This is a genomic window from Terrabacter carboxydivorans, assembly GCF_039532035.1.
In the GTDB taxonomy this organism is placed as follows: Bacteria; Actinomycetota; Actinomycetes; order Actinomycetales; family Dermatophilaceae; genus Terrabacter; species Terrabacter carboxydivorans.
The window spans coordinates 1-16,088 of sequence record NZ_BAAARE010000005.1; the positions used below are offsets into that span (position 1 = coordinate 1).

19 protein-coding genes are annotated in these 16,088 nt (G+C 72.0%); 10 read left to right on the forward strand and 9 right to left on the reverse strand.

What is annotated here, in order from left to right:
- Positions 1 to 370 precede the first annotated feature (370 nt).
- The 3 genes from ABD297_RS06500 to fabG all read right to left on the reverse strand — a co-directional run bounded on the left by ABD297_RS06500 (position 371) and on the right by fabG (position 4,248).
- Positions 371 to 2,632: a tetratricopeptide repeat protein gene (locus ABD297_RS06500; RefSeq protein WP_344254020.1), complete on the reverse strand. Its 2,262-nt coding sequence runs from the start codon at positions 2,630 to 2,632 to the stop codon at positions 371 to 373.
- A gap of 39 nt (positions 2,633 to 2,671) precedes the next feature.
- Complete coding sequence (gene fabI / locus ABD297_RS06505; protein WP_344254021.1) at positions 2,672 to 3,433, reverse strand: enoyl-ACP reductase FabI; 762 nt, start codon at positions 3,431 to 3,433, stop codon at positions 2,672 to 2,674.
- A gap of 80 nt (positions 3,434 to 3,513) precedes the next feature.
- The gene (gene fabG / locus ABD297_RS06510) at positions 3,514 to 4,248 is read right to left on the reverse strand and encodes a beta-ketoacyl-ACP reductase (RefSeq protein ID WP_425581139.1); all 735 of its coding nucleotides are present in this window, start codon (positions 4,246 to 4,248) and stop codon (positions 3,514 to 3,516) included.
- A 115-nt stretch (positions 4,249 to 4,363) separates the two neighbouring features.
- On the opposite strand from fabG, the gene ABD297_RS06515 reads away from it, so the two are divergent.
- Positions 4,364 to 4,654: a DUF3099 domain-containing protein gene (locus ABD297_RS06515; protein ID WP_344254023.1), complete on the forward strand. Its 291-nt coding sequence runs from the start codon at positions 4,364 to 4,366 to the stop codon at positions 4,652 to 4,654.
- Positions 4,651 to 4,899 (forward strand): hypothetical protein, encoded by a 249-nt coding sequence (locus tag ABD297_RS06520; RefSeq protein WP_344254024.1) that lies wholly within the window; start codon positions 4,651 to 4,653, stop codon positions 4,897 to 4,899. The genes ABD297_RS06515 and ABD297_RS06520 overlap by 4 nt, the downstream gene beginning before the upstream one ends.
- A 48-nt stretch (positions 4,900 to 4,947) precedes the next feature.
- On the opposite strand, the gene ABD297_RS06525 is transcribed toward ABD297_RS06520, so the two are convergent.
- Together ABD297_RS06525 and moaA are read right to left on the reverse strand one after the other, a co-directional pair.
- A complete protein-coding gene (locus ABD297_RS06525) occupies positions 4,948 to 6,420 on the reverse strand; it encodes a carboxylesterase/lipase family protein (RefSeq protein WP_344254025.1) in 1,473 nt (490 codons plus the stop codon).
- A gap of 68 nt (positions 6,421 to 6,488) precedes the next feature.
- A complete protein-coding gene (moaA, locus tag ABD297_RS06530) occupies positions 6,489 to 7,511 on the reverse strand; it encodes a GTP 3',8-cyclase MoaA (protein WP_344254026.1) in 1,023 nt (340 codons plus the stop codon).
- 73 nt (positions 7,512 to 7,584) lie between these two features.
- On the opposite strand from moaA, the gene ABD297_RS06535 reads away from it, so the two are divergent.
- Entirely contained in the window at positions 7,585 to 8,466 is an 882-nt protein-coding gene (locus ABD297_RS06535; RefSeq protein WP_344254027.1) for a hypothetical protein, read from the forward strand.
- Positions 8,467 to 8,708: 242 nt separating this feature from the next.
- On the opposite strand, the gene ABD297_RS06540 is transcribed toward ABD297_RS06535, so the two are convergent.
- The 3 genes from ABD297_RS06540 to ABD297_RS06550 all read right to left on the reverse strand — a co-directional run bounded on the left by ABD297_RS06540 (position 8,709) and on the right by ABD297_RS06550 (position 9,748).
- On the reverse strand, positions 8,709 to 8,918 hold the full coding sequence (locus ABD297_RS06540) for a hypothetical protein (protein ID WP_344254028.1): 210 nt from the start codon (positions 8,916 to 8,918) through the stop codon (positions 8,709 to 8,711).
- Between the two features lie 182 nt (positions 8,919 to 9,100).
- The gene (locus ABD297_RS06545; protein ID WP_344254029.1) at positions 9,101 to 9,409 is read right to left on the reverse strand and encodes a hypothetical protein; all 309 of its coding nucleotides are present in this window, start codon (positions 9,407 to 9,409) and stop codon (positions 9,101 to 9,103) included.
- Positions 9,410 to 9,457: 48 nt separating this feature from the next.
- Positions 9,458 to 9,748 carry a hypothetical protein gene (locus ABD297_RS06550; RefSeq protein ID WP_344254030.1) on the reverse strand — a complete coding sequence of 97 codons (291 nt, stop codon included), beginning with the start codon at positions 9,746 to 9,748 and terminating at the stop codon, positions 9,458 to 9,460.
- On the opposite strand from ABD297_RS06550, the gene ABD297_RS06555 reads away from it, so the two are divergent.
- The 6 genes from ABD297_RS06555 to ABD297_RS06580 all read left to right on the forward strand — a co-directional run bounded on the left by ABD297_RS06555 (position 9,747) and on the right by ABD297_RS06580 (position 14,028).
- Positions 9,747 to 9,914: a hypothetical protein gene (locus ABD297_RS06555; RefSeq protein WP_344254031.1), complete on the forward strand. Its 168-nt coding sequence runs from the start codon at positions 9,747 to 9,749 to the stop codon at positions 9,912 to 9,914. The two genes, ABD297_RS06550 and ABD297_RS06555, sit on opposite strands and share 2 nt — an antisense overlap.
- Positions 9,915 to 10,087: 173 nt before the next feature.
- The gene (locus ABD297_RS06560; RefSeq protein ID WP_344254032.1) at positions 10,088 to 10,618 is read left to right on the forward strand and encodes a YdeI/OmpD-associated family protein; all 531 of its coding nucleotides are present in this window, start codon (positions 10,088 to 10,090) and stop codon (positions 10,616 to 10,618) included.
- A gap of 255 nt (positions 10,619 to 10,873) precedes the next feature.
- Positions 10,874 to 11,740 (forward strand): class I SAM-dependent methyltransferase, encoded by an 867-nt coding sequence (locus tag ABD297_RS06565; RefSeq protein ID WP_344254033.1) that lies wholly within the window; start codon positions 10,874 to 10,876, stop codon positions 11,738 to 11,740.
- Positions 11,737 to 12,267, forward strand: a complete 531-nt coding sequence (locus ABD297_RS06570; protein ID WP_344254034.1) for a hypothetical protein — start codon at positions 11,737 to 11,739, stop codon at positions 12,265 to 12,267. Before ABD297_RS06565 ends, ABD297_RS06570 begins: the two co-directional genes overlap by 4 nt.
- Positions 12,268 to 12,363: 96 nt before the next feature.
- Entirely contained in the window at positions 12,364 to 13,149 is a 786-nt protein-coding gene (locus ABD297_RS06575) for a polysaccharide deacetylase family protein (RefSeq protein WP_344254035.1), read from the forward strand.
- Positions 13,150 to 13,233: 84 nt separating this feature from the next.
- Complete coding sequence (locus ABD297_RS06580) at positions 13,234 to 14,028, forward strand: SURF1 family cytochrome oxidase biogenesis protein (protein WP_344254036.1); 795 nt, start codon at positions 13,234 to 13,236, stop codon at positions 14,026 to 14,028.
- Positions 14,029 to 14,089: 61 nt separating this feature from the next.
- On the opposite strand, the gene ABD297_RS06585 is transcribed toward ABD297_RS06580, so the two are convergent.
- A complete protein-coding gene (locus tag ABD297_RS06585; RefSeq protein WP_344254037.1) occupies positions 14,090 to 15,553 on the reverse strand; it encodes a wax ester/triacylglycerol synthase family O-acyltransferase in 1,464 nt (487 codons plus the stop codon).
- A 166-nt stretch (positions 15,554 to 15,719) separates the two neighbouring features.
- On the opposite strand from ABD297_RS06585, the gene ABD297_RS06590 reads away from it, so the two are divergent.
- A complete protein-coding gene (locus tag ABD297_RS06590) occupies positions 15,720 to 16,085 on the forward strand; it encodes a VOC family protein (RefSeq protein WP_344254038.1) in 366 nt (121 codons plus the stop codon).
- Positions 16,086 to 16,088 lie beyond the last annotated feature (3 nt).

A 16,088-nucleotide genomic window follows, 5' to 3' on the forward strand; every position in this document is an offset into this window, starting at 1 on the left:
TCATCGTGATGATTCCGTTCGAGAGATCTGTGGAAGGTGAACTCGAAGGATCACGCGGTGGCCGCTCCTACGTCCACGACCGGGACGAACTCGGCGACCGCGCTACACCACTATCGGGGACTTAACTGTCGACTGGTACAACCACAACCGGCTGCACTCCTGGTGCGGCGACGTTCCCCCGGCCGAGTACGAGGAGCATTACTACCGTCAGAACACCGACACGGACACCGCCGAGTCGGCACAACCCAGCCTCCACTAAACCCGGAGCGGTTCACCCCAGTGCGCCAGCGCGCCAACTCGGCCCCGGCGAGACTCGCGCGCCCCGACCCCGATGCGCCAGCGCGCCAGCTCAGCCCGGGGGGGATCGACGTCAGTCGGCGGCGGGTGCGAGCTCGTCGGCGTAGGCCCGCAGGGCGCGACGGTAGGCCTGGGTGTCGACGTCGGTCGTTGCCTCGAGCGTGCCTCTGATGAGGTCGGCGACCGCCTGACGCTCCTGACCGAGGTCGGCCTGCACCAGGGCGCGCAGCATCAGCGCGGCGGTGTTGTGCGGCCGGGCCTCCAGCACGTCGGCGAGGAGGGCCTGGGCCTCGGCGGCGCGTCCCACGACGCGCAGGCTCGAGGCGAGCTGGAGCTGGGCGCGGTGCCGGTGCGGCTCGCGAAGGCCGCCCGCAAGGGCCTCCTCGTAGAGGCCGATGGCGCCCTGCTCGTCGCCCATGGCGTCCTTGGCGCCGGCCAGCTCGAAGACGAGCCGGGCATCACCGGGGTGGTCGTCGACGAGCTGCTGGGCGGCCCCGAGCCGGGCTGCCTCGTCGGTGGTCTCCCACAGCGCCGCGATCTCCGCCTCGAGCTCGTGCTCTCCGCGTGCGGCGACGACCTTGCGGCGGATCGCCCGGGCGTCGTCGACCTTGCCGCCGTGGTCGCGGATCCAGGCGTCCACCTGCGTCCGCTCCGCGTGGCACATCAGGGCGATGACGTCGCCCTCGAGCGCGTGCGGCACGAGGGCCTCGAGGGCCTCGAGCTCAGTGCCGTAGCCGGGCACGTCGAGGACGCCGACCTTGGCGAGCCCCTCGCGGAACAGCGCGAGCAGGTCGTCGGCCTCGCGACCGCGCAGGTAGTGCTCGGCGACCTTGAGGGCGACCTCCTCGGCGCCCCGTCCGGCGATCTCTCCCATCGCGACGATGGCCTCGTCGGCGCGGTCACCGGCGCAGCCGAGGCCGAGCCGGACGGCGCCGCCGGGGGCGGCCAGTCCGCGCGAGACCTCGAGCAGCGCCTCGAGCCCGGCCTCGTTGTGGGCCATGTCCATGATGACCGTGGCCTTGCCGCCACTCGCGAGGGGCAGCGAGTAGGTGTTGAGGCGTCCCCAGTTGTGCTCCGGGTCGGGCGCGAAGGTGCGCAGTCCCTCGACGACCGCCGAGCGGGGCACACCGAGGCCGAGCGCAGCGGCCGCGCCGGTCAGGGCGTTGGCGATGTTGTTGTGCGACAGGCCGCTCAGGGTCATGGGGACGTCGACGATCTTGACGAGCCGGTCGGGGTCGCCGTTGGGCGAGAGCACGACGATCTCGCCGTCGAGGACGGTGATGCCGCGGCCGCCGGAGTTGATCGACTCCCACAGCGCGGGTGATGCCGGGTCGAGGCTGAAGGCCCACGGCTTGGCCTTGATGCCGAAGCGCATGGCCCACACGCGCGGGTCGTCGCCGTTGAGCACGACCCAGCCCTGGGGCTTGGTGACCGTCGTGACGATGGCCTTGACCTCGGCGAGCTGGTCGAGGGTGTCGATGCCCTGCAGCCCGAGGTGGTCGGCGCTGACGTTGGTGACGACGCTGACGTCGTTGGCCGTGACGCCCATGCCCTTGAGCAGCATGCCGCCGCGGGCGGTCTCGAGGATGCCGATGTCGAGGCCCGGCGTCTCGAGGACCCCGCGAGCTCCGGCAGGCCCGGAGAAGTCGCCCTCCTCCTTGGTCTCGCCCATGACGACGACGCCGTCGGTCGAGCTCCACGCCGTCGTCAGACCGGCGCTCATGCACATGTGGGCCATGAGCCGGGTCGTCGTCGTCTTGCCGTTGGTGCCGGTGACGGACGCGACGGGCACCGTCGGCGTGATGACGCTGGGGCCCGGACCGTCCGGCGCCGCGAGGATGACGGCAGCAGCCGCCTCGATGACCTCGTCGGCGCGCCGGGACGGGTCGAGCAGACCTGCCATGACGGCGCCGAGCTGCTCCCCCGCCACCCGGCCGCGGGTGCGGTGCACCCAGGGGAAGGCCAGCACGACGTCCTCGACGGTCTGACCGGCCCGAACGCGTACGCCCAGGCGTCCGGCCCCGATCTCGGTGCCCACCCGACGGGTGACCGTGCGGATGACCCGCATGACGAAACGCTGGCGCAGCGCCGTGCCGCGCTTGCCGGGGCGCGCCGACCGCATGCCCAGCCTGCGGGCCAGGGCCTCGGCGTCGGTGCGCTTGAGGTCGAGGTAGCCGGGGACGTGCAGAATGACCTTGATCGTCGGGCGCGCGAAGTAGAGGTTGGGCCCGTCGAGCACCCTCACCTCGTCGACCCGTACCTGGGCCACGGGGGCCGTGGCGTCAGCCGGGTCGGTCGGCGTCAGGGGGCTGGACTCGGTCCCGGCGTGAGGCATGGGGAGGACTCTAGCGAGAGCGGCGGAGGCCCTGCGACGTCACTGCCCCATGGCGTGTACGCCGCCGTCGACGTGGACGATCTCCCCTGTCGTGGCAGGGAACCAGTCCGACAGCAGGGCCGCGCAGGCCTTGGCCGCGGGTACCGGGTCGTTGACGTCCCAGCCGAGCGGGGCGCGGTCGTCCCAGACCTTCTCGAACTGCTCGAAGCCGGGGATCGACTTCGCCGCGGTCGTGCGGATCGGACCGGCGGCGACGAGGTTGCAGCGCACGTCCTTCGGCCCGAGGTCGCGCGCGAGGTAGCGGTTGGTCGACTCGAAGGCCGCCTTGGCGACGCCCATCCAGTCGTAGACCGGCCAGGCGAACTTGGCGTCGAAGGTCAGCCCGACGACGCTGCCGCCCTCGGTCATCAGGGGCAGGGTCGCCACGGCCAGGGACTTGAGGCTGTAGGCGGAGATCTGCAGGGCCGTCGAGACGTCCTCCCACGTGCCCTCGAGGAAGTTGAAGGCCCCCTGCGGCGCGAAACCGATCGAGTGCAGGACGCCGTCGAGCCCGTCGACGTGCTCCCGCAGGCGGTCGGCGAGGGTGTCGAGGTGCTCCTGGTCGGACACGTCCAGCTCGATCACGACAGGCGTCTCGGGCAGCCGCTTGGCGATGGTCTGGGTGATCTTCATCGTCCGGCCGAAGGAGGTCAGCACGACGGTCGCGCCCTCCTGCTGGGCGATCTTCGCCACGTGGAACGCGATCGAGCTGTCCATGAGGACACCGGTGATGAGGAGCTTCTTGCCTTCGAGGATTCCCATGCCTGCGACTTTCTCGAGTGGGTGGGGAGGCTTGCTGCACAAGGGGTTACGCGGCATACGTTGGTATGCCGTGGGTGGGGTCAGTGCCCCATGCCGAGGCCGCCGTCGACGGGGATCACTGCGCCCGTGATGTAGGCGGCGTCGTCGCTCGCGACGAAGCGCACGACCGACGCGACCTCCTCGGGGGTGGCGAAACGGCCCGCCGGGATGTTGGCGAGGTAGGCCTTCTTCTGCTCGTCCGGGAGGACGGCGGTCATCTCGGTGTCGATGAAGCCGGGGGCCACGACGTTGGCCGTGATGCCGCGGCCGCCGAGCTCGCGCGAGATGGAGCGGGCGAGGCCGACGAGGCCCGACTTGGACGCGGCGTAGTTGGCCTGTCCCGGGGACCCGTAGAGCCCGACGACGCTGCTGATGAGCACGATGCGGCCCCGGCGCTTGCGGATCATGCCGGTCGCGGCGCGACGGGCGCACCGGAAGGCGCCGGCCAGGTTGGTGTCGATGACGGAGTCGAACTCGTCGTCGCTCATGCGCATCAGGAGCGTGTCGCGGGTGATGCCGGCGTTGGCCACGAGCACCTCGACGGGACCGCCGAAGATCTCCTCGGCAGCCGTGAAGGCGGCGTCGACGGAGGCCGAGTCGGTCACCTCGCAGGTGACGCCCTGCAGGCCCTCCGGCGGCTCTCCCGAGCGGTACGTGATGACCACGTTGTCGCCGGCGTCGGCGAAGGCCCGGGCGATCGCCAGGCCGATGCCGCGGTTGCCTCCGGTCACGAGTACGTTGCGCGCCTCGGTCGTTGACACAGTGCGTTCCTCCATCCGTCCGGCCGTGGCCGGGTCGCTTCCGGGTCGCTGCCCTGCCCCGAAACCTAACGGACTACCGAAGGGTAGACAGCACGGCGGCACGCGGCTCGGACAGGCTTATGGTTGATGGGTGCCAAGAGCCAAGAACGACCCCGTGGTGCACACCGTCACCTCGGCCTCGACGTCATCCACGGACGACCAGGACCAGCGCGTCCGGCGCTACCTCACGATGATGGGCATCCGCGTCGCGTGCTTCGGCCTCGTCTTCGTCACCTCGGGCTGGGTGCGGTGGACCGCCGTCGTCGCCGCCGTCTTCATCCCCTACGTCGCCGTCGTCCTCGCGAATGCCGTGAGCCCCCGTCAGCCCGGCAGCATCCAGTCGGTCGTGCCGCGGGACGACACGCAGCGCCTCGAGCGGTGAGCGGGCCGCTCTCGGCCGCACCGCAGGGCGGCACCGACCTCGACCACGTGTGCAGCGCCAAGGGGTGCCGGGCAGCCGCCGTGCACGCGGTCGTCTGGAACAACCCCAAGCTCCACACCGCCGATCGGCGGAAGGTCTGGCTGGCCTGCAACGACCACCAGAAGTCCCTCGCCGACTTCGTGGCCCTGCGCGGCTTCCTCATCGAGGTCGTCCCCGTCGGGCAGCTGGCCGACACCGACGGCTGAGCCTGCCTTCGCGGCCGGCGCGGCTCGCCCACGGCACTGGGCCTGACCTCAGCCCCAGAGCGCGAGCTCGTCCGCCCGAGGCCCCTCGACGACCGAGGACTCGACGTCGAAGGTCATGACCGTGGGCCGCTCGGGCGTCCACGCCGGCCACCCGGCGTCGCCGGTGCTGCCGAAGCGGACCCAGGCCCGATGCATCTGCGTCGCGAGAGCGGCCGGAGCGGCGTCGCCCACCATGGCTCTCGCACCGTCGAGCATGTCGAAGACGAAGCCCAGCTCGAGGGCATGACAGGCGCCCAGACCGGCGACGGGCGTCTGCCAGCCGAACTCGTAGACCTGGACCGGGCCACCGGCAGCGTGCTGGGCGGCCGCGAGACGGGCCGCGGGCGCCCGGAAGCCGGCGTCGGTGAGGATCGCAGACGCCACGTGGCCGGGTGCTGCGGCCGGCCGGTTCGCGGCATACGTCTCGACGGCGTGCTCGGGCCAGCCGTAGCGCTGGGCGAGGAGCGGCAGGACCTGCGCGGTGACGCCGGCGGCGACGCCGGTGGGCACGAGGAAGAGCCGGAACTCCTCCCGCGTGGTGCCGATGAGCAGGGGTATGCCGGCTGCCGAGCCCGCGCGGACGAGGTCCTCGGGCACCCCCGGAACGATGTCGCCGTCGATGACCGGGAAGAGGCTCATGATCCCGAGACCGCCGCGCAGCACCGACGCACCCCAGCGCTTCGGGTCGGGGTCGGACTGGATGGCCAGGCCCACCGCGGACTGCGCGGCCACCACGGCCTCGGGGTCGAGCGCGGCGAACGCCTCGGCGGTCGCGGGCACGCCGAGGTGCGCGGCGATCTCGGCGCTGACGCGGCGCGCGTCCTCGAGCGTGCAGACGGCCGTGCCGCCGCCGCTCTGGATCGCAGCCCGGTGGAACAGCCCGCGGGCGGCAGGCGAGGCCATGAGAGCGGCGACGCTCATGCCGCCGGCCGACTCACCGAAGATCGTGACGTCGTCGGGACGTCCCCCGAAGGCGGCCGCGTTGTCCCGGACCCACTCCAGGGCGGCGACCTGGTCACGCAGCCCCAGGTTGGTCGGGGCGCCGTCGAGCACCGCGAAGCCCGGCACCCCGAGTCGGTAGTTGATGCCGACGACCACGACGCCGTCGCGCGCGAAGGCCGCGCCGTCGTAGGTGGGGACGGAGTTGGCGCCGCGCACGAAGGCACCCCCGTGGATCCAGACCATGACCGGCAGCCCGCTCGCCCCCTCGGGGGCCCACACGCTGACGTTGAGGTAGTCGTCCCCGGGCGAGACGGAGCTCGGCAGCACGGTGTCCATCGGCGCGGGGTAGGCCGACTGCGCCGCCGTCGGGCCGTGCTCGGTCGCAGGGCGCTCCCCCGTCCAGGGGACGACGGGCTGGGGGGCCCGGTAGCGGTCCGCTCCCACTGCCGGTGCGGCATACGGCATCCCGAGGAAGGCGTTGACGCCGTCCCGGTTCACGCCACGGACAGAGCCACCAGAGACACGCACCACGGGGTCCATGGCCTCATCAAACCAGTCGCGGGCGACCCGATCCGCGCCGGGGCGGCGTGGGCCCGCGGCCGCCGCTCTCAGCCGCCGATGGCGGACATCGGGCGGTCGGGCTGGACGAAGTCGGGGTCGCCGATGCCGTGCCCGCGCCGCTTGCGCCACATCTCGCCCCGCATGAGGCCGAGCAGCTCGTCGTCGGTCGCGCCCTCGCGCAGCGGGCCGCGCAGGTCGGTCTCGGTCGTCGAGAACAGGCAGTTGCGCACCTGCCCGTCGGCGGTGAGGCGGGTGCGGTCGCACGCGGCGCAGAACGGGGAGCTGACGCTCGCGATGATGCCGACCGTCTGGGGTCCGCCGTCGACGAGGAATCGCTCGGCCGGGGCGCTGCCGCGGTCGGCCGCGGGCAGCGGGGTCAGCTCCCAACGCTGCGAGAGGCGCTCGCGGATCTCGTCGGCGGAGATCATCTGGCTGCGGTCCCAGGCGTGCTGCGCGTCGAGCGGCATCTGCTCGATGAACCGCAGCTCGTAGCCGCGCTCGAGGCACCACGCGAGGACGTCGGCGACCGAGTCGTCGTTGATGCCGCGCATCGCGACGGCGTTGACCTTGACGGGAGTCAGGCCGGCGTCGGCCGCGGCCTTGAGGCCCGCCTCCACGTCGGCGAGCCGGTCACGTCGGGTCAGCTGCGTGAAGGTGTCGGAGTCGATGGTGTCGAGGCTGACGTTGACGCGGTCGAGCCCGGCCTCCTTGAGGCCGATGGCGACGCGCTCGAGGCCGACGCCGTTCGTCGTCATGGCGATCCGCGGTCGCGGCTCCAGGGCGGCGATGCCGGCGACGAGGTCGACCAGGGAGCGACGAAGCAGAGGCTCGCCCCCGGTGAGGCGCACCTGGGTGATGCCGTCGCGGACGAAGAGGCCGATGATCCGTAGCATCTCCTCGTCCGTCAGCATCTCGGCCTTGGGCATCCACGGCAGACCTTCGGCCGGCATGCAGTAGGTGCAGCGAAGGTTGCAGCGGTCGGTGACCGAGACCCGGAGGTCGCGGGCCCGCCGGCCGAACTGGTCGGCCAGGCCTGCCGGTCGGACGCTCGGGTCGGGAAGGCGGGTCATGCGCTCCACTCTAGGCCGGTCGCGCGTGGACCCGGCCCGGCCCGCCGGACACGACCGGCGAGGAGTTGGGACGATGACCACTGTGGACGAGGTTCTTTCTGACGTACGTGTGCCTGCGCGGCAGCGGAGCGCGATCGAGTGGCTCGCGGCGTGGTGCTCCAGCCGAGCGGACGTGTCGTCGCTGTCCGTGGGCTGTTCGATCGGTCGCGGGGTCGCCGACGAGCTGTCCGACGTCGACGCGGCGATCGGTGTCGTGTCTCCGACCGGGCGCCCCGGACGAGACGTGGTCGAGCGCGTGGAGACCGCGCTCGTCGCCTCGTTCGGTGAGGCCGGTGACGTCGTCGACGTGCTGCGGGACGGCTCCACCTCGGACGACTTCGTGATCCGGCGCGTCTTCGTCCAGTACGCGGACCGGCTGCAGCTGGACCTTGCCGTGATCGCCGAGGAGGACGTGCGCCGCGGTGATGCCGCGCCGGACTTCGTCCCGGTCTACCGGGCCGGCGTCACGCCTTCGCCGGTGCACGCGCAGCGATCCGCGTACGCGGTGTCGGCCGAGCAGGTCCACGAGTGGGTGTTCCGCGGATGGCGTGCCTTGCTCGACGCCGACAAGTACCTGCGGCGAGGGTCGCTGTGGGAGGCGCATGGCCGGTTGCACGAGGCGCGAGCCTTCATCTGGCAGGTGCGGGCTGCCGCGCAGGGCACGTCGTATCCACAGCACGGGCTGCCACAGGTCCTCGACGACAGCCCCGATGACCTGCCGCCGGGCATCGAGGACACGGTGGCCGGACTCGACGCCGTCGAGCTGCGACACGCCCTCTCGGCGGCGAGCACGGTGCTCACCGCCTGCACCAGTGCGTGCTCCCAGCGGTTCGGCTCCGAGCCCCGGATGGCCGCGTACGCCCGAACGGTCCTTGACGATCCTGGGCGGGTCGAGGGCTCACTGCCGCCGCGCTGAACCCGAAGGCCCCGTGACGACTCGGACCCGGCCACGGCGACGGCGCGCTCACCAGGGGCACGGTGGCAACACCGGACCCTGTCGCACTGAACGTCATTCTGCGCCGCGAAGGGGCTCCACCCCGAGGACGGTCAGCTACTGACGGAGGCGAGCTCGCGATCGGCGCGAGTGAGACACGCGAGCGCCCGGACGCTCTCATACGAACCAGCCTTGGTCCCCGCTGCCTCAGCGTGAGCGGCCTCCTAGAGCGCAGCGCTCTCGGAGAGTCCTCTGGCACCGGCTTCGATCGCCAGCAGCGCCAACGCCTCGACGCTCTCCCACGAACCCGCTCGAAGACCCGCCGCCGCGTCGAGGGCGCGTTGCAGAGGGGGTCGTCCGTCCAGCTGCTTTCCCATCCGGCTGATCTCCTTCGTAGCCTGGCCGACCGGCGCCCACCGGCGCTCGACGCTCATGGTGCCGTACTCGAGCGTCGGGGCATCACATCCCGAACATTCCGACACGCGCGTATGCCGCAGACGACCCCTCGAGTGGGCTCCCCACGGGACCCGTCGAGCTGTCGAGGTGGCATCGAGTCACGGGGACGTCCCTCCCTGCCGCTCGTCCGACGATGCCTGCCCGTGCCGCCGCGGCAGGCTCACGGCGCGGGGTGTGGGCCGCCAGGTGGCGGAGGGCCGTTCAGCGCTGTGACGATCAGCTGACCGAGCTCGGCAACCTCCTCGTCAAGGGTCTTCAGCGGGTCTTGGCGCAGGTCCAGGGCGCTGGGGGCGCTGACCGGACGGCCGGACGTGCGCCGGATGGCGAGGGAGGCGCCCGGAGGGAAGAGCGTGAGGTTCCACGTGACCCCGTCGTAGTCGGCCGCAGACGTTCGGCGCCCGTGCACGAGGACCAGTGTGGGCTCAGCGGACTCGACGCGCGGCCGGGCCGTCGTGCTCCCCAGTCGCATGGCCCGATCATGGCGCACTGCAGACGATGCCGCCGCATCACGACCGTGTCAGGACGCAAAACGCTGACGTGGAATCGCCGGCGCATGCCGCCACTGGCGCTCGCCGACGCCTACTGTGACGCCTGAGCGCCCCCGTGCCGCGGCCACCACCACCCTTGGAGACGCCATGACCACACCATCGAACCCGCCGGCCAGCAGCCCTGAGTCCTCGCGGAACCCGAACCCGGCGCGGCTGTCGACCGGGGTCATCATCATGCTGCTCATCACCATGTTCGCCTCGTGCTCGGCAGCCAGCAGCGCGCGGGACGCCGCCGACAACGCCGCAAACAACCAACCCATGACCGACACCTCCGGACTGGCCACCACGCAGGAGATCCAGGCCATGTGCCGTCTGCTGGGCGCCGTCGCGAGCAAACAGGGCACGGACGTGACCGCGCTGTTCAAGGACAACCAGACGGGGACCATGTGCGAGCAGGCCGCCATCGAGTCCAGCGCTCCCCGCTGACCGCCTGGCAACGGGTACACCAGGGCAGCTGCAGCACGCGACCGAACCGCACGAGTCGACCGAACCGCAGGACCTCACCCCGACGAGTCGAGCGCCGCATACGCACCACGGCGTGTCTTCCGGTCGACAGGTCGATCCGGACGCCCGATGCCGCGGGCCCAGAGCAGAACCGCGTGGCCGGGCGGCCGGTGACCCACCGTGGCCTTGTCCTCCTGCCGTCGAAGGAGCAAGTGATGACCACTGCTGGGCCCAAGAGCGCGACCTTTGAGACCACGTTGACCGCTAGCGGCAACAACACCGGCATCGTGGTGCCGGACAGCGTCATCGAGCAGCTGGGCGCCGGCAGGCGTCCTCCGGTGCTGGTGGACGTGAACGGCCATGAGTACCGCAGCACCGTGGCCGTCATGGGAGGCCAGCACCTCATCGGTGTCAGCTCGGCCATACGCGCGGCAACCGGACTGGCGGCCGGTGATGCGATCCGGGTGACCCTGACGGTCGCAGACTCTCCGCGCACCGTCGAGGTGCCTGCGGACCTGGCAGCCGCTCTGGACGAGCACGAGGGGACCCGCCAGTTCTTCGACGCGCTGTCCAACAGCCTTCAGCGCTACCACGTGGACACCATCAACGCGGCGAAGTCCCCCGACACGCGGCAGCGACGCATCGACAAGGCGATCAGCCTCTTCCAGGAGGGCAAGCGCCGATAGCCGGCAGCGGCCGAGTCATCGCGCGACCTCCCCACAGCCCGCAGGCAGCGCCACCGGTTCAGCACCACCATGCAGACGCACATCGTCGTGCCGGCGGACGTCCAACTGCTTCCCCTCCGTCACGAGCACAGAGTCGGTCACGGAGCCGTCGCACACTCGCACCTGCCCCTGTCGTGCTCCGAACGTTTGGAACCGACTCCGTGTCCACGGCAGCAAATGCACCGGCAGCGCCGCCCGACTCTGTTGACTGTGCTCATGCGGTCAGGGGAACTCGAGATCACCGATCTGCTGTGGCCGTTGGATGAAGCGGGTGCGCGGCTGCCCGTCGTCCAGGCGGAGGCGGTGTCCCTCCTGTCGGACCGCGGTCAGCACGGCGCCGCGCGCATTCTCGCCCGGATGCCCAGCCGGGACGGTTGCGTCGACGAGGCGTATCTCGACGCGCTGGCGGTGCGGGTCCATCACGAGCTGCAGAGGTTGGGCGAGGAGCTGCAGATGGACCGCCGCGTGGCCGCGTTGCTGGAGGGGCCGCTCCGTCTCCTCCAGGCCTCCGGCACAGGTCCCGTGCGCGTCGTCGACGTCGGATGCGGCACCGGTCACGTCGTCCGCGCGGTGGCCGCCCACCGGCACTTCTCCCCCGACGTCGAGCTCGTCGGGGTGGACCTGAACCCGGTCCTGATCGACGAGGCCCGCCGCCTCGCCAGGCTCGAGAGCCTCGACTGTGAGTTCGTGACCGGCGACGCGTTCGCACCGGGCATCGCCATCACCGATCCCGCGCGGACCATCGTCATCTCCACCGGCCTCCTGCACCATCTCGGCGAAGCGGACCTGACCGAGCTGTTCACGGTCCAGGCTCGACTGGGCGTGGCCGGGTTCGCGCACTGGGACATCGCCCCCTGCATGTGGTCGACGGTTGGCGCCTGGCTCTTCCACCAGGCTCGCATGCGCGAGCCCGTCTCGCGCCACGACGGCGTCCTGTCGGCACGACGGGCCCACTCGGCTCAGACCCTCCTGGCTGCCGCCCGCGCCGCCGCGGCCGGCTACGCCCCGACGGTCCTCGAGGGGCCACGCTGGTACCCGCGCGCGCTCGACGTGCTGCGCCCCATCGTCGGGACGCTCTCGTGACGGCCCTCGTGCTGACGGCCCTCGCCGCGCTCGCCCTCGTGGACGGAGCCTGCAGCGGGTTCCGATCCGCGCTCGGCCGGACCGGGCTGGTCGACCACGCGGCACTCGACCGGAGAGCCACGCTCCTGGGTGTCCGCACGGTGCTCCTCTGCCTGCCTGCCTGCTCGGTCTTCGCCGTCGACGTGGTGGGGGCCGGAACCCCCGTCGAGACGTACGCCGTCGCCGGCGAGGTCATGCTCATCGTGCTCGTCCCGTACGCGGTGGTCGTCCTGCTCGCCCTCGGCGCGTATGCCGTCCTGGGCTGGAGGCAGAAGTACGTGGCGATGGCGCTCGTCCTCGGTCCGTTCACCCTCGTGCGACCGCTCGTTGCGGTCGGCGCCGCCGTGGCCGGGGCGTACGCCGCCCCGTCATCAGCAGTGGTCGCCACCATCGCGCTGGCGACCGTCGCCGTCCTCCTCGTCGAGCCCGTGGCGGGGCGCGGGTGGGCGGGAGGGGCTGGACGGGTGACTGCAGGGGCCGGGTTCTGACCGCCGACCGCACGAGCCTTCCGGCGACCCTTGCGGCGGCCCTTCGCGGCGCGCGGTCACAGGGGATCCTCACGAACGCGTCGTAGCGTCGCCGGCGTGGAACGCCGTGTCTTCCTCGCCTCCATCGCTGCGGCTGTCGCCGCCGGCCTGGCTGCCTGCAGCACCGATTCGCCGCCCGCCGCGCAGCCGTCCACCGGTGCCGGGTCGTCAGGAGCCCTCGGCGCCGGTCCACGTTTCGCCGCGCCCCGCGGGCTGACGCGGGTCCCCGTCCCGCACGGCACGCTCTTCCGCCTGCCCGGTGACTCGAAGACCGTGGCGCTGACGGTCGACGACGGCACCAGCTCGAAGGTCATCGAGGGCTACGCGACGCTCGCTCGCGACACCGGCCTGCGCCTGACCTTCTTCTGCAACGGGGTCAACTCGGGCTGGACGACGCACTCGGACCTGCTGCGCCCGCTGCACGACGACAACCAGATCTTCATCGCCAACCACACCTGGTCGCACCCGAACCTGCTGCGTCTGTCGTCCGCCGAGGTCACGGACCAGGTGCGTCGCAACGAGGTCTTCCTCCAGAACACCTACGGCACGTTGGGCCGGCCCTTCCTCCGGCCTCCCTACGGCTACCACGACCAGCGTCTCGACGCCCAGCTCGCCGACCTCGGCTACCCGGCCGTGACCATGTGGCTCGGCAGCCTCGGCGACTCGACGGTCGTGACGCCCCAGGCCATCGTCGCCAACGCGAAGCAGTGGCTCCTGCCGGACCACATCGTCATCGGGCACGCCAACCACCTGCCCGTGACGAAGGTGTACGGACAGCTCGTCGAGATCATCCGCGCCCGGGGACTCCAGCCCGTGCACCTCGGGGACATCTACCAGGTGTGAGCTGCGAGGGTGGGCTCGCTCGCTGCCGCAGGTCCACATCGGGCCGATGCCCGGGTGCGCCGCGCAGGCGGGTACCGTCGATGCGTGGTTCGACTCTGGTTGACGCGGCGCTGGCTGCTCGGGACCCTCGTCGCGGTCCTCTTCGGGGTCGCCTGCTTCTACCTCGGCCTGTGGCAGTGGCACCGGCACGTCGAGCAGCGCACCAAGGTCGATGCCATCGCCACGAACTACGGCGCGGCCCCGGTCCCGCTGAAGCCCTCCCTCGTCGAGTCACCGCTCCCCGCCGAGCAGCAGTGGACGCGGGTGTCCTTCACGGGGACGTATGCCGTGGGGACCGACCTGCTCGTGCGCAACCGGACGATCGACGCGACCGTGGGCTTCGAGGTGCTGACCCCGATGCAGACGGAGGGCCTGACGCTGCTCGTCGACCGGGGCTGGGTACCTAACGCCGCGGATGCCGAGACGAGCCCGCCCGTCGACCCGGCGCCGTCGGGCCCGGTCCAGGTCACGGGCTGGCTGCGCACGGGCGAGGTGAGCCTCGGCCGCGACCTGCCGCCGCCGCAGCTCGCGAGCGTCAGCCTCGCCGACGCCCGGGCCCGGGTGCCGGAGCTGAGCGCCGTGGACACCTACGTCGTCCTGGGTGCCCAGCAGCCGTCCGCCGTCACGGGTGCCCACCCCCTGCGCCTGCTGCCCAAGCCCGAGGAGGACCTGGGACCGCACCAGGCGTACGCCTACCAGTGGTGGCTCTTCATGCCGGGTGGCCTCGTCTTCATCGTCTTCGCGCTCCGTCGCGAGGCGGCTGCCGTCCGGGCGGCCGGACCGGACGCCCCTCCGGCGCGGGTCAAGAAGGTGCGGATCTGGGACGAGGAGGACGCCTGAGCCGCAGCGGCGGGGCGAGCCGCGGTTCCTGGGCCCGCCGGCCACACCCCCGGCAGCCTGCTCACGGCCGGGAGGCCACGGCCTCGACCGGAGGCGCCAGCAGGCACTCGAGCTCACCACCCACGGCCTCGACGAGGCGGTCCGCGTCGGGCAGCGCGTCGTCGTCGGCGGTGACGGCGATCGTCAGGCAACCGGCATACGACACCATCGCCGTGCAGGAGCGGATCTCCTGCGCCGTCGGCACGTAGGGCAGCATCGCCAGGACCCGGCGCCCGGCGAGGTAGCCGACGGTCGACGGCCCCTGCAGGTTGGTGGCCACGACGTTGACGCGCCCCTGGCCCGCCCGTCCGTAGCGGCGCGCGCCCCAGGCGAAGAGCGGCGCCGGGATGTGGTCGGCCGCCCGCAGCAGGGCGGCTGTGGCCCGTGGCACCCCCTCGGCCTTCTGGGCCGCGGTCCGCGCAGCGACCAGGCGCAGACGGGCGTCGGTCTCCGGGACGTCGACCGGGAGCTCGACGAAGAGTGCCGAGGCCAGGTTGCCGAGCCGGGCGGGACGGCGCAGCGACCGGTTCGAGACGGGCACGATCGCCCGCAGACCCACGTCGGTCAGCGCGTCGCCCCGGCCGAGGAGGAAGCGTCGGTAGCCACCGGCCAGGGCCGCGAGGTAGAGGTCGTTGACGGTGCAGTGCGCAGCCCGGGAGGCCTGCACGGCCCGCGCCAGGTCGGCCTCGACCCAGCCCCACGACCGTCTGGCGGAGAGCGGTCCGCTGAGCACCGACGGAGGCAGGTCGGGGCGCAGGACCTGGGCCAGACCGAGGCGCAGCTCGGCGGCCCGCCGCCGCGTCTCGCCCGGCCTGGCGACGACCTGCAGGAGGAGACGGACACCGCGAACGGGCAGGTGGACGAGCCAGGACGCGAGATCGGCCAGCAGCGCAGTCCTCGACGGGACGCGGTGGGGAGCGCCCTGCACCGCGTCACGCGAGAGGGCGTCCTCGGCGTCCACGACGTCTCCGGGCTCGCTGGCGTCTCCGGCGGTCCCGGCGTCCGAGGCGTCCGGGGACTCGGTGAGCAGCCGCCGGACGAGGTCGGCGCCGGTGCGTCCGTCCACCATCGTGTGGTGCGCCTTGAGGACGACCGCCCAGCGCCCGGCCGACAGGCCGTCGACCTGCCACAGCTCCCAGAGCGGACGGCGGGGGTCCATGGACGCCGCCATGATCCGGACCACCTCGGCGCTGAGCTCGGACTCCCCTCCGGGGGCTTCGAGGACGACGTGGTGGAGGTGCTCCTCAGGACGCAGCTCACCGGCGTCGACCCAGATGGGCCGGCCGAGGTCGAGCGGCATGCGCATCACCCTGCTGCGAGCGACCGGAGCGGCAGACAGCCTCGCGACGACCCGGTCGCGGAGCTGCTGGGGGTCCGGTGAGGGACCTTCGAGGACGAGCACGGACCCGACGTGCAGGGACTGCGCCGCCGTCTCCATCGGCAGGAAGATCGAGTCGAGCGCACTGAGCCGACCGGCCCTGGTCACAGGACCAGTCTCGCAGCCGCCCCGGCGTCACGAGGGCGCTTCGGCGCGTTGGAGGTGCGTGCCACGCAGCGACGGTGAGAGGCTCGGGGTCCGGCGTCGCTGCCCGTCAGCCACCGCGGCCGGACGCCTCCGGAAGGAGGCCCCATCCCCCAACGAGGAGCACTGCATGGACATGCGCCTGGAGCTCGTCCCGCTGCCGACGACGGACGTCGACCGGAGCAAGGCCTTCTACACCGAGGGTCTGGGCTTCGTCCTCGACCACGACGTGGAGCCCGGCAACGGCATGCGGGTCGTGCAGCTGACGCCTCCCGGGTCGAGCTGCTCCATCGTCATCGGGGTCGGCATGAGCTCTCCCGATGCGCCCCGCGTGCAGAACCTGCACCTCGTCGTGGACGACATCGAGCAGGCTCGCGCGATGGTGGTGGGCAACGGCGTCGAGGTCTCGGCCGTGCAGGACATGGGCGGCGTGAAGTACGCCCACCTCAGCGACCCGGACGGCAACACCTGGGCGCTGCAGCAGCTCTCGCGTTGACAG